The organism is Actinomyces stomatis (assembly GCF_031292835.1).
Taxonomy (GTDB): Bacteria; Actinomycetota; Actinomycetes; order Actinomycetales; family Actinomycetaceae; genus Actinomyces; species Actinomyces stomatis.
The window spans coordinates 167,943-183,339 of record NZ_JASPEP010000004.1; the positions used below are offsets into that span (position 1 = coordinate 167,943).

Genomic DNA, 15,397 nt, shown 5'->3' on the forward strand with positions numbered 1-15,397 from the left:
GGGCCGTAGTCGAGGAGGACGCACATGGATGAGGAGCCGGTGGAGAACAAGGACCCAGTGGCGCAGACGATGTCGGGCGTCTCCCGGAACCCCTCTGTCGGGTCCGGTGCGGACGCCACCGACCGTCTGCGGGAGCTCAGTGAGAACGCCGGCGTGCTCAGTCGCAAGAACGCACACCTGGCCAACGCCCTGAGGGCCGTGCGCCAGGAGCTGGCGGCCCTCCACGAGGACGTCAAGGCCCTTCAGCTCCCACCCCTGGCGCACGCCACCGTCCTGGCCGTGGACGCCACCGCGCGCACCGCCGACGTCTCCATCGCCGGGCGGCGCCACCGGGTGGGGGTGGGGCCCGCCGTCGTGTCCTCCTCCCTCCACCCGGGTGACGACGTCGTCCTCAACGAGCACCTCGTCATTACCGACACCACCCCCTCACCGCGCTTCGGTGAGGTCGTCACCGTCAAAGAGACCTACGACGACGGCACCGTCCTGGTCCTGGCCCGCCACGACGAGGAGCAGGTCCTCAGCCTCTCGGCGACCCTGAGCGACCACCGCCCCCGGGTCGGCGATGCGCTCGTGGCCGACCTGGCCGTGCGCATGGCGCTGCGCTCCGTGGTGCGCTCCGAGGTCGAGGAGCTCGTCCTGGAGGAGGTGCCCGACGTCGGATATGGCGACATCGGGGGACTGGGCGAGCAGATCGAGCTCATCCGCGACGCCGTCGAGCTGCCCTTCCTCCACCCCGACCTCTACCGCGAGCACCGACTCACCCCGCCGCGCGGGGTGCTGCTCTACGGGCCGCCCGGATGCGGCAAGACCCTCATCGCCAAGGCCGTTGCCGCCTCCCTGGGGGCGGGCGGCCGGGGCGAGGCCTACTTCCTCAACATCAAGGGCCCCCAGCTGCTGGACAAGTACGTGGGGGAGACCGAGCGGCGCATCCGCGTCATCTTCGCCCGGGCCCGAGAGAAGGCGGCCACCGGGGTGCCCGTCGTCGTCTTCTTCGATGAGATGGACTCCCTGTTCCGCACCCGCGGGTCCGGGCGGTCCTCAGACGTCGAGACCACCGTCGTCCCGCAGATGCTCGCCGAGATCGACGGCGTCGACGAGCTCGACAACGTCGTGGTCATCGGCGCCACCAACCGCGAGGACATGATCGACCCGGCGATCCTGCGACCGGGCCGCCTCGACGTCAAGATCCGTATCGGCAGGCCGGACCGGGACGGCGCCGCCGAGATCCTGGCGACCTACCTGACGCCCGACCTCCCGATCAGCGAGGAGCTCCTGGCCGCCCGCGGCGGCGCGCAGGGAGCGGTGGACGCTCTCATCGAGCAGGTGATCGAGGCCCTCTACACCCGCCGCCGCGCCACCGAGATGGTCGAGCTCACCCACTCCGACGGGCAGGTCGAGATCCTCCACGTAGCCGACCTCGTCAGCGGCGCCATGCTCGCCAACATCGTCGACCGGGCCAAGAAGGCGGCGGTCAAAGACCTGGTCACCAGCGGCAGGCGCGGTCTGACGCAGGAGCACCTGCACCGCGCCGTCATCGAGGAGATCATGGAGAACGAGGGCCTGCCCGCCACCGTCCACCCCGACGACTGGGCCCGCGTCAGCGGGCGGCGCGGTGCCCCGGTGACCTCCATGACCGTGCTCCAGCGCCTCCGGGAGGAGTGAGGACGGTGGCATCGACGAGCTCCCGGCGGACTCCCGGCCGCGAGGTGACGGTCATGGGCCTGGAGACCGAGTACGGCATCCTCGGTGCTGAGCCCGAGGACGTCGTGGCGGCCTGTCTGGAGGCCGAGAGCGAGCAGGGGCGCTGCCCGGGCGTGCGCTGGGACTACTCGGGGGAGTACCCCCTGCGTGACGCCCGCGGCTTCGAGATGGACCGCTCAGCGGCCGACCCCTCCATGCTCACCGACATCCCCGGAGCCGGGTCCGTCGAGGCCCCCGTCCCCGGGCGGGTGCGCACCACCGCCGTCGTGCGCCTGACCTCCCAGGAGGAGGCCTGGCAGCGCGGCACCGCCACCTGCCTGTCCAGTGGCGGGCGCCTCTATGTGGACCACGGACACCCCGAGTACGCCACCCCCGAGTGCACCGGGGCCGCACAGGCCACCCTGGCCGACAGGGCCGGGGACCTCCTGGTAGCCCGGGGAGCTGAGCTGCTGCGCCGTCGCGGGGTGGCGGCCCGCCTGTTCAAGAACAACGTCGACGGCAAGGGCGCCACCTACGGCACCCACGAGAACTACCTCGTGTCCCGCTCGATCGACTTCGACGACCTCACCCAGGCCCTCGTGCCCCTGCTCGTGGTCCGCCCGCTCCTGGTGGGCGCCGGCCGGGTCGGCACCGGTGCCGTCTCCCAGGACGCCACCTTCCAGATCAGTCAGAGGGCCGACTACCTGGAGAAGGTCGTGGGCCTGGGAACCACGGTGGACCGTCCCCTGGTTAACACCCGCGACGAGCCCCACGCCGACCCCGAGCGCTGGCGGCGCCTCCACCTGGTGCCCGGTGACGCCAACTGCTTCGACACGATGACCTGGCTCAAGCTCGGTATGACCTCCCTGGTGCTCCAGGTCCTGGCCGACGGCGTCCCCGCGGCCTGGCGCCGCCTGCGCCTGGCCGACCCTGTGGCCCAGGCCCGGGAGATCTCTCGCGACACCCGCCTTCGCGGCGCGCTCGAGCTCGCCGACGGGCGGCGTCTGAGCGCCCTGGAGATCCTGGAGCAGTACCTCGAGACGGTGCGCGGCCACCTGGAGGGCCAGGGGCGCCTCGCGCCGGCGCCGTCGGGCGATCCCCTGAGCCCGGACCTGGCAGCGCTGGCCGACGGCGCCGACACCGGCGGGGCGGAGACCGGCGCGATCCTCGCCTTCTGGCAGGCCTCGCTGCGCGAGCTCGAGACCTTGCGCGCCAGGGGCGACGAGTCGGGAGACCCGGGGGACTCGGAAGGCCCCGCAGGGCACCTGGAGTGGGTCGCCAAGAAGCAGCTTCTGGACGCCACCGCGCGTCGCCACCCCGATGCGCGCGGGCGCGACGTCCTCCACGCCGTCGACCTGGCCTGGTCCGAGCTGTCCCCGGCCGGGCGGGGCCTGGCCGAGCGGGTGCCCGCTGGCGTCGATGCACGCGGTGGGCTCGGCGAGCAGATGGGGGAGGCCGTCTTGAGCGAGCCGCCCACCACGACCCGGGCCTGGCTGCGCGGTAGGCTCGTGAGCGCCTTCCCCGGTCAGGTGGTCGCCGCCGGCTGGCACTCCATGGTTCTGGAGACCGGTGAGAAGGATCAGCGTCGCCTGCCCCTGACCGACCCGCTGTCCTTCACCCGCGCCACCGCGTCATCTGCCGTCGAGGGCGCCGCCGACGTCGTCGAGGTCCTGACGCGCCTCACGGGCGAGCGCCTGGACCGCCTGGCGCCGACCGCCGAAGCCGTGACTGTACCCGCCACCCTGTCAGGAGAGCAGACATGAGTGAGTTCGCCCAGCCGTCCCGCAGCCGCCAGGACGACCCCGCCCCCGATGACGACCCGACCCCCGCGCCGGCCGGACCTGCCCGGGGCCAGGGTCTGGACTCGGTCCTGGACATGATCGACGACGTCCTGGCCGTTGACGCTCAGGAGTTCGTGCGAGGCTTCGTCCAGAAGGGCGGCCAGTGAGCGCCAGCGCCCCGGGGCCGCGCGTCACCGGCCTGGAGACCGAGTTCGGCGTCCTGTGCACCCCCGCCGGGCCACCGGAAGCGGTGAAGGCGGATCTGCCGGATGTCGAGCGTGCGGCGGCGCTCATCTTCCGTCACCGGCCGGCCGGCTACCGCAGCACCAACCTCTTCCTGCCCAACGGCGGGCGCCTCTACCTCGACATCGGCGCCCACCCCGAGTACGCCACCGCCGAGTGCGTGAGCGTGCGCGACCTCGTCGCCCAGGACCAGGCCGGGCGGGCGATCCTGGCGGCCATGGCGGAGAGCGCCGCCACGAGCCTCGCCCACGCGGGGACGGCGGTCCGCTTCCACCTCCTGGCCAACAACACCGACTCCGCCGGCCACACCTACGGCTGCCACGAGAGCTACTCCGTGCCCCGCAGCCTGCTCGACGCCCCGGACGACGCAGCCGGCGGCAACAGTGAGACCACCATGGCGGTCCTCACCTCCTTCCTGGCCACGCGCCCTGTGCTGGTCGGCTCCGGGCGCCCGCTGGGGGGCAGCCCATCGGAGCCGAACAAGGACGGCCGCGGGGCTGGGGACGAGCAGTCCGCATGGGGTCTGTCTCCGCGCGCCCCCCACCTTCAGGCTCTGACATCGGCCGACACCACCGGGCAGCGAGCCCTGGTCAACACCCGCGACGAGCCCCACGCCGACGCCAGCCGCCTGCGCCGCTTGCACGTCACCTGCGCCGACACCACCATGGCCGAGCCGACAACGGGGCTGCGCAGCGCCGTGACCCTCCTGCTCCTGGACGCCCTTGAGGCGGGCTGGGACTTCAGCGACCTGGCCCTGGCCGACCCCTTGGCCACGCTGTCGGCACTGGGGGAGAGCCCCTGGGGGGACGTCCCCGCCGTCACCGTCGACGGTCGCCGCCTGAGTGCCGTCGACATCCAGGAGTCCTTCCTGGAGCGGCTGACCGTCTACCTGGACGACGCCGGAGTGCCGGGCTTCCTGCGCGGCGCCGATCACCTGCTCACCGACCTGGCGCCACGCGTCATCTCAGCGCTGCGCCGTCACGACGACGGCGCCATCGACACCGAGATCGACTGGGCCATCAAGCGTCGCCTCATGCGCGCCCAGCGCGAGCGCCACCCCCAGCTGTCCGGCCAGGCTCTGGAGACCCTGCGCTCGCGGGTGGACCTGGCCTACCACGATCTCAACGCCGAGACAGGGCTGGCCCCACGCCTGGTCGCCCAGGGGGCCATGGCGCACCTGTGCGAACCGGAGGAGATCGAGCGTGCCCGCCAGGCGCCCCCGGCCACGCGCGCCGCCCTGCGCGGAGCCTTCGTGGCGGCCTGCCTGGAGGTGGGCGCCGACTTCTCCGTGTCCTGGGAGAGCCTGCGCCTGGACTCGCCGCCCACCGCGCCCGTGGACCTGCCCGACCCCCTGGAGACGGTCCATGAGGCGGCCGAGTCCCTGACCGTGAGAGTGCGTCAACTGCGCCCCGAGGAGATGCACCGCATCGACCTCGTGGGTCGCGGCGGCCTGGGGGCGCCGGGCTGAGGCTCCTGCGGGCCCCGTCCCGGCGCCCCTGGGTGCCGGGTGACCACCCGATTCTCCCGTCTTTTCAACGGTTGGTTCTGGGGGCTGTGATAGCTCCGTGCCTGTTCGGCCCTTGCGGGAACCCCCGAGAAGGAGTACACACTTAGGTATGCCTCACCAAAGCCAACAGGGTGGGGCGGATCGGCCGTCAGGGACGACATCCTGAGGGGTGACTCATTCGGCGTGCCAGCCGTACGGCTGGGGTTGGGCGATTCTCTGCGCAAGTCAATAATGATAATGATTTGCAAAACAGGGTGGTGGCGGAGTAGATGTGCGGTCATCGCGGAGGTGCGTCTGACACGGCACGCCCCCGGGGCTCCGGCACGACGTCGGAGTGGTCACCGTGACCTGGGAGAACACGCAAGGAGAAAGCATGAGCACCACCAACCACACGCCGGCGGCCACTGAGCAGGAACATCCCTCGATTCACACCTCGTCCCGCTCAGGCCTGGCCGACTCCGCCCTGGGAACTCGGAACCTCATGATGATCGCCGCCCTGGCGGTCGTCTCGATGATCCTCCTGGTCCCGCTGAACTACCTCGCACCGGCGGCGGGAGCCTCCCGAGATGCCGTGCTCCTGGGCTGCGCAATCATGGGACTGTGGCTCCTTCCCTTCCTGCTGCCCGCCACCGTCGTGCGCCGCCCCGGCGCCGTCATGATCGCGGCCCTTCTCATGGGGATCATGAGTGTCTTCACCACTCCGACGGGTCCCGCGGCCATTGTCGGTAACCTCATCGGCGGGGCCTTCGTCGAGGTACCCCTCGCCCTCATGCTCTACCGGAAGTGGACCTGGTGGTCCTTCCTCATCTCGGCGACGACCTTCGGCCTGCTCAACGGCATCATGTACGTCTCCGTCATGAGCGCCTCGGCGGGCATCTCCTCGGCGAGTGCCGGCGTCATCATCGCCGTGGTCTCGGCACTCATCGGTGGCGGCCTCACCATCCTCCTGACCCGGCTGCTCAACCGCGCCGGCGTCGGCATCGATCACCGCATGACCGGCCGTGCCTGAGTCAGCGCCCGCCGTGCTCGCTGAGCACGAGACCGAACCGCCTCCGGAAAGGGCAGCAGAAGCGGCGTTAGTGAGCATTGAGGGCCTCAGCGTCCACTACCTCGGACGCGAGAGCTGGGTCCTGGAATCCGTCGACCTCACTCACCTGCGCGCTCAGGTCACCGCCGTCATCGGCCCCTCGGGCTGCGGCAAGACCACCCTCGTACGCGCCCTGTGCGGGCTCATCCCGCACTGCCTGCCCTCGGAGTACGCCGGCAGCCTGAGCCTGGACGGCACCGAGGTCGCCGATGCCACCGTCCAGACCCTGGCCGAGACCGTCGCCTACGTCGGCCAGAGTCCTGATGCCGCCGTCGTCACCCGCACCGTCCACGACGATGTCGCCTTCCCGCTGCAGAACCTGTGCCTGCCCAGGCCGGAGATCGCCGCACGGGTCGAGGAGGCTCTGCGGGCGGTGGGCTTGATCGAGCGCATCTGGGACGACCCCTGGACGCTCTCGGGCGGGCAGCGTCAACGGCTTGCCGTCGCCGTCGCCCTGGCCATGCGACCACAGCTCCTCGTCCTTGACGAGCCGACCAGCACTATCGATGCCACTGGCCGCGAGGAGTTCTACTCACTCATCTCCTCCCTGACGGCCTCCGGGATGGCGGTCGTCGTCATCGACCACGATCTTGACCCGGTACTGCCCATCGTCGACCAGGTCTTGGCCCTCAACGCCGATGGGATGACCATCGCCGTCGGTTCGCCGTGCGAGGTCTTCACGAGGCACCGCCGCGAGCTGACCGCCGCCGGAGTGTGGATGCCCCGCGCCCTGCGTGACACCGACGACGACCTCCCTTCGGGAGCGGCCGAGCCGGAGGCGGCACTGACCTGCGCCGAGGCCGGAATCCGGGTGCCGCGGCTCGCCGACCTGTGCGCCGATGAGGAGGTGCGCTACCTGGAGAGACGGACGTGGGACTCCACTGAGAGCTGGCAGCAGGTCGAGGCCATCGACACCCGCCGCGCGCTCGCCGGCAGCCCCCGGCCCGAGCCCCGAACCAGCGTCGAGCTGATAGACCTCGAGGTCCCAGGGCGCTCACCCCGGGTGTCCCTGCGGCTGGGAGGCGGCGAGCTGGTGGCGCTGATCGGCCCCAATGGTGCCGGCAAGTCCTCGATCCTGTCCGCCCTGGCCGGACTCGTCCGCTCAAGCGCCGACAAGGCAGTGGTCGGTGGCCGTGCCGTCGGCAAGGGCAGGCACCTGGTCGGCTACGTCTTCCAGAATCCTGAGCACCAGTTCGTGGCCACCACCGTGAGATCCGAGCTCGCCGTCGGGGGCACCCCGCCGGAGCGGGTCGACCGGCTCCTCAAGCAGTTCCACCTGGTCACCCACCGGGACCACCACCCGCTGACCCTCTCGGGCGGCCAGGCCCGCAGGCTGTCGGTGGCCACCATGGTCAGCGAGGAGCGTGACGTCGTCGTCCTTGATGAGCCCACCTACGGGCAGGACTGGGACAACACCTGCGAGCTCATGGACTTCATCGACCAGCTGCGCCACCAGGGACGCACGGTCATCATGGCCACCCACGACCTCGAGCTCGCCCTGGGGCACTGCACCCATATCGTCGCCCTGCCGGGGTCGGTGCGAGGCGGAACGGTCTCGGCCCCAGCGCGGGAGGCCACGGCGGCCGACGACGCGGACGAGCCGTCAGGGGCGCCCAGCATCAAAGCAGCGGACTCGCACGCCGGTCTGCCAGAGCCCGCCCCGGTGCCGCCCCGGCCCGGGCCACGGCGAGGCCTGTTCACCTCGCTCAACCCCCTCACCCTCTTCGCCTCGGTCCTGCCGGTCATGGTGATGGTCTTCGCCGTACGCAACCATCACCTCAACCTGGGCATCCTGCTGGTCGCCTCGTTCCTCGTCGTCGCCGCGCGCGCCTCCCTGGGACGCACCGTGGCCTCGGTGATCGCCCCCTGGGCGGTCACCGCGCTCATGACCTGGATCTTCAGCAGCGGGATCCACCACCAGGAGACGGCCGCGCGCCTCTACGACCTGGGTGACGCGGTGACCGGAGGCACCGGCATCGGTGCACTCATCGCACTCGTCCTCATCTCGGGTGTCTCCACCGACCCCGAGGCCCTCATCCGCACCCTGACCACCACCTTCCACATGCCCTACCGTCTGGGGGCGGCGGGCACCGCGGCCATCGCCTTCATCACGCGCTTCCATGATGACTTCGTCCTCCTGCGCACCGCCAGGGCGCTGCGCGGACTGGGCGGCCGCTGGGGACTGCTGGCCCCCGTGGTCCGCTGGATCGGATCGATCCTGCCGCTGATGATCCTGGCCATCCAGCACGCCGAGCGCGTCGCCCTGTCCATGGACTCACGCGCCTTCGGCGCCCACCGACAGCGCACCGAGATGACCGACGAGCCCTGGAGGGCGCGAGACTGGGGAGTCGTCGCACTCACCTGGACGCTGGTCGCCTTCACCTGGAACACCCTCCGCTGAGGAGAGCACCATGACCGACCAACCGACTCGCCAGACGACTCACCAGGCAACGAAACGCGTCACCACGGAGCCGGCCGAGCACCCCGACCACTCCGGGCAGGCCGGCGGCTCCGGGCGTCCCGGCGTCACCGTCGGCGAGCTCATCCGGCCGGCGCGCCCGGCCATGATCGTCACCGGGCTGCTGACCGCCGTCGGAGCGCTGATGTCCATCGTGCCCTTCGAGGCCCTGCGCAACATGGCGGCCATCTGCCTGGGAGAGACCTCACCGGAGGGCTGGCGCGGCAGTCTGTGGATCTGGGCGGCCATCGCCGTTGGGGCGCTCTTCGCCTCCCAGGCCCTCTACCTGGCCGGCCTCGGGATCACGCACCTGGCCGAGGCCCGGCTGCGACACCACCTGCGTGAGCGGGTCGTGGACGCCATCAGCAGCCTGCCTCTGGGGCGGGTGGCGCAGATCCCGCACGGCACCATCCGCAAGATGGTCTGCGACGACACCACCTCCATCCATACCCTCGTCGCCCACGTCCCCGGGGACGCCACCAACGCCGTCGTCATGGCGGCGGCGGGGACGGCCTATCTGCTGTGGACCGACTGGCGCCTGGCCTGCGCACTGGTGGGGCTGTGGGTACTCGCGCTGGGAGCGATGCTCCTGACCCTGTCCGGCCTGTCGGGCATCACCGAGCGCTTCGGTGCCGCTCAGACCGCGCTGGCCGCCGCGACCGTCGAGATGCTCGAGGGCATCAAGGAGATCAAGGGCTTCCAGGCCACCGACGCCTCCCGCACCCGCTTCAGCCAGGCGCGCACCGAGTTCTCCGGCCTGTCGTACGAGTGGGTGAGCAGGTCCGGGAAGGCCATCAGTGCCATGACCGCGGTCCTGCGGCCCTCCACGGTCTTCGCCACGGTCGCGGTCCTGGCCGTTCTGTTCACTTCCCAGGGGTGGACGCCGTTGTCGGCGACACTGCCGTTCTTCCTGGTGGCACTCGGGCTGCCGGAGGGGCTCATGACGCTCATCGGTCTCATGCAGCACATGTACGAGTCCAGGATGGCCGCCCAGGCCACCGCCGACCTGCTCTCCCAGCCGCCAATGCCCGAGGGGACCCATGGCGACGGCGAGGGGCCCACCCCCGGGCGCGTCGACGTCGAGGACGTCACCTTCTCCTACGAGGCCGGCTCCCCGGTCCTGCACGGCCTGTCCTTCACCGCTGAGCCGGGAACCGTGACAGCGCTCGTCGGCCCCTCCGGTGGTGGCAAGTCGACCCTGGCCCGCCTCATCGCCCGCTTCTACGACGTCGACGACGGCGCCGTGCGCATCAGCGGCGTCGACGTGCGAGATGCGACTTTCCCCTGGCTGCTCTCGCGCGTGGCGATCGTGCTTCAGGATGTGGCCCTGGCCCATGAGTCCGTCCACGACAACATCGCCCTGGGACGCCCCGACGCCACCCGGGAGCAGGTTGAAGCGGCCGCCCGGGCGGCCTGCATCCACGAGCGCATCACGCGTCTGCCCCATGGCTACGACACGACCCTGGGCGACGAAGGCGGGTTCCTCTCCGGAGGAGAGCGTCAGCGCGTCACCCTGGCGCGCGCCTACCTCCAGGACGCCCCCGTCCTCGTCCTGGACGAGGCCACCGCCCAGGCCGACCCGGCCTCCGAGCGCGACATCCACCAGGCCCTGTCCCGACTTGCGGCCGGGCGAACCGTCATCATCATCGCTCACCGCCTGTCCACGATCCGCGACGCCGACCAGATCCTCGTCGTCGACACCGGACGCATCACCGAGCACGGCACGCACGAGGAGCTGCTGGCAGCAGGTGGCCGCTACGCCGTCATGTGGCGCAGCCAGGACCTGAACGAGGAGACCGATGCTGCGGCGCTGACCGAGCAGGTCGACCAGCTCGGGGCCGAGACCGCCGGGCAGGAGGGGAAGTAGCCATGTGGAAGCTGCTGACGCGAGTCGTCAACGCCGCCGAGATGCGGGTCATCACCGCCTGGTTCGTCGCCTCCGCCGTCCTTCAGGGCCTCACCCTGGCCTTCATGATCCCCTTCCTGCGCGCCCTCTACTCCCGCTCGGAGTCCCTGACCGCCTGGCTGATCGCAGTCGTGGTCCTGGGTGTGGTGACCGCCGTCGTCGACACCACCGCCATGCACCGCTCCTACCGGGTCAGTGTCTTCGAGGTCTGCGACACGATGATCGACCGCATCGCGGAACACGTCCTGACCCTGCCCCTGGGCTGGTTCAGCGCCGAGCGGGAGGCCGCGGTCGTCAACGCCACCTCCAAGGAGGTCAACACCCTCTCCCACCTGGCCTCCATGGTGATCCCCAACCTGTGCAACGCCTTCATCGTCCCGCTGGTCATGCTGGCGGCCACCGCCGTCGTCGAATGGCCCCTGGCGATCATCATGGCCGCCACCATCGTCCCGCTGGTCCTCGTGTGGCGGCTCATGGAAGATGCCACCACTCGCGCCAACGAGATGGAGGACCGTACCTCGAGCGCCGCGGCCGGACGCCTCGTGGAGTTCGTCCGGCTCCAGCCCGTGCTGCGCGCCACCGGTGTCACCAAGACGGGCTGGGCGCCGGTGCGAGCCGCCCTGGAGGCCGACTCCGCCTCCACCCTGGACGGCTTACGGGTCAAAGGCAGACCCGGGCAGTACTTCAACCTCATCGTCAACATCGCCTTCGCCCTGGTCATGGCGGCTGGACTGTCACGTGTGAGCGGGCACAGGCTCGACGTCGTCGGATACCTCGCGATCATGGCCGTTACCGCGCGCACGCTCCTGCCACTGACCAAGGCCGCCATGTACGGCTCCGAGGCAGACAACGCGAAGGTCGCCCTGCGGGCCGTGGGGGACATCCTCGACGCGCGTCCCCTGCCCGACCCCGAGCCCGGTCAGGAGATCGAGCCCCGGGGAACCACGATCACCCTGAACGACGTCTCCTTCTCCTACGATGCTGGCTGCCCCGTCCTGGCGGGAGTCTCCCTGAGCGCACCACAGGGAAGAGTGACCGCCCTGGTGGGCCCGTCAGGGGCGGGAAAGTCCACGATCCTGCGCCTGGCGGCCCGGTTCTGGGACGTCGACGACGGGACCGTCACCATCGGCGGCGCACCGGTTCGCTCCATGCGCGCCTCGACGATCATGGGCATGACCTCCATGGTCTTCCAGGACGTCTACCTGTTCGACACCACGATCCGCGAGAACCTGCGCATCGCCCGACCTGAGGCCACCGACGCCGAGCTGGCCGACGCCGCCCGACGCGCCCGCCTGGACCGCGTCATCGAGGCGCTGCCGCACGGGTGGGACACGCAGGTCGGTCCCGGCGGGCTGAGCCTGTCCGGTGGGGAGCGCCAGCGCGTCGCCATTGCTCGGGCCTTCGTCAAGGACGCACCCATCCTGCTGCTCGACGAGATCACCTCGGCCCTGGACGGGGAGAACGAGTCCGCCATCACCGAGGTGGTGCGCGAGCTCTCCGAGGGCCGCACCGTCATCGTGGTGGCCCACCGCCTGTCCACCGTCCGCCAGGCCGACGAGGTCGTGTTCCTCGAACCGACCGAGGCCGGTGCCCGCGTGGCCCAGCGTGGTACGCCCCAGGAGCTGGCGGCCGTTCCCGGCCCCTTCCGCGAGTTCATCGAGGCATCCACGACCTCCTCGCGCTGGCACATCCGTCAGGGGTGAGGCGGGGCCGCTTCAGGTCAGACGACATGGTGGGCAGACGCTGTCCCGTACCGGTTGGTATGGGACAGCGTTTCTGTTGTTATGAGAACCCTCAGAGCCCTGTGAAACCTTCTGGTAATACTGAGTGGTATGTTAGATACCAACCGGTACGGATCGGTCTGGTGGCCGATCAGGTGCTTGGTTCCAGGTAGTTGAACGAAAGGAGGGGGCTTCATGGCCGACGTACTAGCCATTGAGGACCTTCACAAGCACTTCGGAAGTGGGCCGCACGCGGTGAGAGCCAACGCCGGCGTCACTATGCGGGTGGGTGCCGGCGAGGTGGTCGGGCTCCTCGGGCACAACGGTGCGGGCAAGACCACGCTGGTCAACCAGGTGGTGGGGCTGCTGTGTCCGACCTCCGGGAGCATCAGGCTCGACGGGGTTGACGCCGTCGCCAACCCCGCTCTCGCCCGTCGCCTCACCAATGTCCAGGCGCAGGCCAATGTGCCCATCACCGGGCTCACGCCCCTGACGGCGATCGACCTCGTGGGGCGTATACGAGGAGGGCGTCCGCGTCAGACGCGCAGGCGCGCCGAAGAGCTGATCGACGCCCTCGACCTGGGGGAGTGGGCCAGGACTCCCGCGCAGAAGATCTCCGGCGGAGTTGCCCGTCTGACTGCCTTCGCCATGTGCGCCGTCGTCCCCGGGCGCCTGGTCATCCTCGATGAGCCCACCAATGATGTCGACCCGGTACGCCGGCGCCTGCTGTGGGACCAGATCCGTCTTCTGGCCGAGGCCGGGGCGGCGGTCCTCCTGGTGACCCACAACGTGCGGGAGGCCGAGCGGGCAGTCGACCGGCTCACCATTCTGGACCACGGCCACGTCATCGCCGAGGGAACCCCCGCGGCACTCGTGGCCGGCCACGGATCTCCCTTCGTCCTGGAGGTCAGCCGGATTCCCGGCCGGCGGATCGAGCCTCCCGCGGGAATGAGCCTGACGCAGCACGACGCCGTGCGCGCATCCGTGGCGGTGGACTCTCAGCGTACGACCCAGGCCGTGGAGTGGGCCGCTCAAGCCCTCAAGGACGGCGCAATCGAGCGCTACGAGCTGGCACCGATCTCACTGGAGGACGTCTACGTCGATCTCACCGGGAGTACGGGAGAGGAGGTGCGCCGTCATGCCGCCTGAACCGTGTGAATCCGTGGGAGTCCCGGCCTGTCCCGATGATTCGCGTCATCCCCGCGCTGCTACGTAGGCGCGGTGCGACTCCAGTCCCCAGAGAAACATGAAACGTAAGGAGAATCCGATGCCTGCTCCAACCAGTGCCACTGCTGAAGCGGCCCCGGCCAGTGAGACTGTTCTCGAGGTCGCGTCCCAGAAGACTTCGCTCTGGCGTCAGCTCGGCCTGCTCATCCAGTGGCAGTTCCGTCGCAGCCTGCCCGTGCTTCCTCTCTTCATCATCGTCCAGACGCTGCTGTCCGTCTCAATGGTCCTGGGATACGGGCTCATCGCGGGCCACCCAGGCCGCGAGGCGAGCCTCTACCTGGCCGGCGGCGGCCCGGCGATCGCGCTCATCTCGCTGGGCCTCATTATGACGCCTCAGTGGGTCTCCCAGTCCCGCACTGAGGGCAGCCTGGACTGGATGCGCACCCTGCCCGTCCCCAGGATCGCCTTCCTCCTGGCAGACCTCGCGATCTGGACCGCTCTTGCACTGCCCGGCCTGGTTGTGGGCGTCCTCGTGGCCAACGCCCGCTTCGACGTCGACCTCGCCCCGCAGTGGTGGCTGGTGCCCGGCGCCGTACTGGTCGCTCTGACAGCGGCCTGCATCGGATACGCCATCGCCACGCTCCTGGCTCCGGCCCTGGCTCAGATCCTCTCCCAGGTACTCGCCTTCGGCATCATGCTGTTCTCGCCCGTCAGCTTCCCCGCCGACAGGCTCCCCGACTGGGCCCAGGAGATCCACCGCTGGTTGCCCTTCGAGCCCATGGCTCAGGTGGTGCGTGCGGGACTGTTCTCCGACGACGCCACCATGCCCACCCGTTCCTGGGGCCTCCTGGGCGGATGGTGCCTGGTGGCCGTCGCCGGAGCGTCATGGGCCCTGGGAAGGCGGCCCTGAGTCGGCCGGGATGCCCGAATGGTTGGAGCCCGGTGGAGGGAGTGACGAACGTGGAGGGGGAAGTGCCGTGAACCCCTTTCTGAGGGGCCTCCTCTACAGTGGGGGCATGACCGCCAGGAGCTCTGCCCGTGGGCCGAACAGTGACAGTGATGACTCCGGGGCCTCCGCCTCTGATGACATCAGGGAGGCGACGCGCGCCCTCAATGAGGCGATCACCGCCTTCTCCCGTGCAGTGGGGGCGGCCGGTCAGGGAGCGCGCCGGAGCAGTGAGAGTGCGGTAGCGGCCTCCCTGGACCTCGCCTCCCGGAAGCTGGCCTCCGCCTCCACTGCAGTCAGCGGCGCCGCCTCGGGTCGGAGCGGCGGGCGCCGTCGGAGCGAGGAGACCAGGGCGCGGATTCTTGCTGCTGCCAGGGAGGTCTTCGCTGCCAAGGGCTACGAGGGGGCGTCGGTCAGTGACATCGCCTCGGCGGCCGGATTCACCAAGGGCGCCTTCTACTCCTCCTTCCCCTCCAAGGAGGCCCTGTTCCTGGAGGTCGTCACCTGTGGTGAGGAGAGTCCGGATGAGGCCGCTCGGGAGATGGCGAGCCCCGAGCAGTGGGGCGAGCAGCTCCAGGAGCTTCCCATGGAGGATGTTGTCCTGCACCTGGAGACCTGGCTCTACGCGATTCGTCATGAGGACTCCCGGGACCGGCTGGCCGGCAGCTGGCGCCGCTGGCTGAGAGAGACCTCCCTCCTGGTGGCCCGTTCCCATGGACGCCGTGAGCCGAGCCAGCAGGATGAGGAGACGGCCTTCGGACTTCTGGCGGTGGGCATCTTCGGCCGCGTGAGCGCCGCAGCCACCACCTCGCAGGAGGTCGAACCCATCGTCCAGCGCCTGTCCGAGCGGCTCCTTGAGGATGGCCGTGACTGATATGCCTCTCCGCCGAGAGCGGCATGT

Annotated in this window: 11 protein-coding genes; all 11 read left to right on the top strand. The window is 70.2% G+C overall.

Translation table 11 applies throughout. The features are described from left to right. The first annotated feature begins 24 nt into the window (after window positions 1-24). The 11 genes from arc to RIV12_RS04385 all read left to right on the top strand — a co-directional run bounded on the left by arc (window position 25) and on the right by RIV12_RS04385 (window position 15,370). The gene (gene arc, locus RIV12_RS04335; RefSeq protein ID WP_309322385.1) at window positions 25-1,662 is read left to right on the top strand and encodes a proteasome ATPase; all 1,638 of its coding nucleotides are present in this window, start codon (window positions 25-27) and stop codon (window positions 1,660-1,662) included. A gap of 5 nt (window positions 1,663-1,667) precedes the next feature. After that, window positions 1,668-3,443: a proteasome accessory factor PafA2 family protein gene (locus RIV12_RS04340; RefSeq protein ID WP_309322387.1), complete on the top strand. Its 1,776-nt coding sequence runs from the start codon at window positions 1,668-1,670 to the stop codon at window positions 3,441-3,443. Next, a complete protein-coding gene (locus RIV12_RS04345) occupies window positions 3,440-3,628 on the top strand; it encodes a ubiquitin-like protein Pup (RefSeq protein ID WP_003786115.1) in 189 nt (62 codons plus the stop codon). Before RIV12_RS04340 ends, RIV12_RS04345 begins: the two co-directional genes overlap by 4 nt. Next, window positions 3,625-5,172, top strand: a complete 1,548-nt coding sequence (locus tag RIV12_RS04350) for a proteasome accessory factor PafA2 family protein (protein WP_309322389.1) — start codon at window positions 3,625-3,627, stop codon at window positions 5,170-5,172. The genes RIV12_RS04345 and RIV12_RS04350 overlap by 4 nt, the downstream gene beginning before the upstream one ends. 412 nt (window positions 5,173-5,584) lie before the next feature. After that, the gene (locus tag RIV12_RS04355; protein WP_309322391.1) at window positions 5,585-6,220 is read left to right on the top strand and encodes an ECF transporter S component; all 636 of its coding nucleotides are present in this window, start codon (window positions 5,585-5,587) and stop codon (window positions 6,218-6,220) included. 70 nt (window positions 6,221-6,290) lie between these two features. Continuing rightward, complete coding sequence (locus RIV12_RS04360; RefSeq protein WP_309322393.1) at window positions 6,291-8,699, top strand: ATP-binding cassette domain-containing protein; 2,409 nt, start codon at window positions 6,291-6,293, stop codon at window positions 8,697-8,699. A 163-nt stretch (window positions 8,700-8,862) separates the two neighbouring features. After that, window positions 8,863-10,623: an ABC transporter ATP-binding protein gene (locus RIV12_RS04365; RefSeq protein WP_309322475.1), complete on the top strand. Its 1,761-nt coding sequence runs from the start codon at window positions 8,863-8,865 to the stop codon at window positions 10,621-10,623. Window positions 10,624-10,625: 2 nt separating this feature from the next. Continuing rightward, window positions 10,626-12,365 carry an ABC transporter ATP-binding protein gene (locus tag RIV12_RS04370; RefSeq protein ID WP_309322395.1) on the top strand — a complete coding sequence of 580 codons (1,740 nt, stop codon included), beginning with the start codon at window positions 10,626-10,628 and terminating at the stop codon, window positions 12,363-12,365. A gap of 213 nt (window positions 12,366-12,578) precedes the next feature. Beyond that, complete coding sequence (locus RIV12_RS04375) at window positions 12,579-13,532, top strand: ABC transporter ATP-binding protein (RefSeq protein ID WP_309322397.1); 954 nt, start codon at window positions 12,579-12,581, stop codon at window positions 13,530-13,532. A gap of 118 nt (window positions 13,533-13,650) precedes the next feature. Next, window positions 13,651-14,460, top strand: a complete 810-nt coding sequence (locus RIV12_RS04380) for an ABC transporter permease (protein ID WP_309322399.1) — start codon at window positions 13,651-13,653, stop codon at window positions 14,458-14,460. Window positions 14,461-14,566: 106 nt separating this feature from the next. Continuing rightward, complete coding sequence (locus tag RIV12_RS04385; protein WP_309322401.1) at window positions 14,567-15,370, top strand: TetR family transcriptional regulator; 804 nt, start codon at window positions 14,567-14,569, stop codon at window positions 15,368-15,370. Window positions 15,371-15,397: the final 27 nt, after the last annotated feature.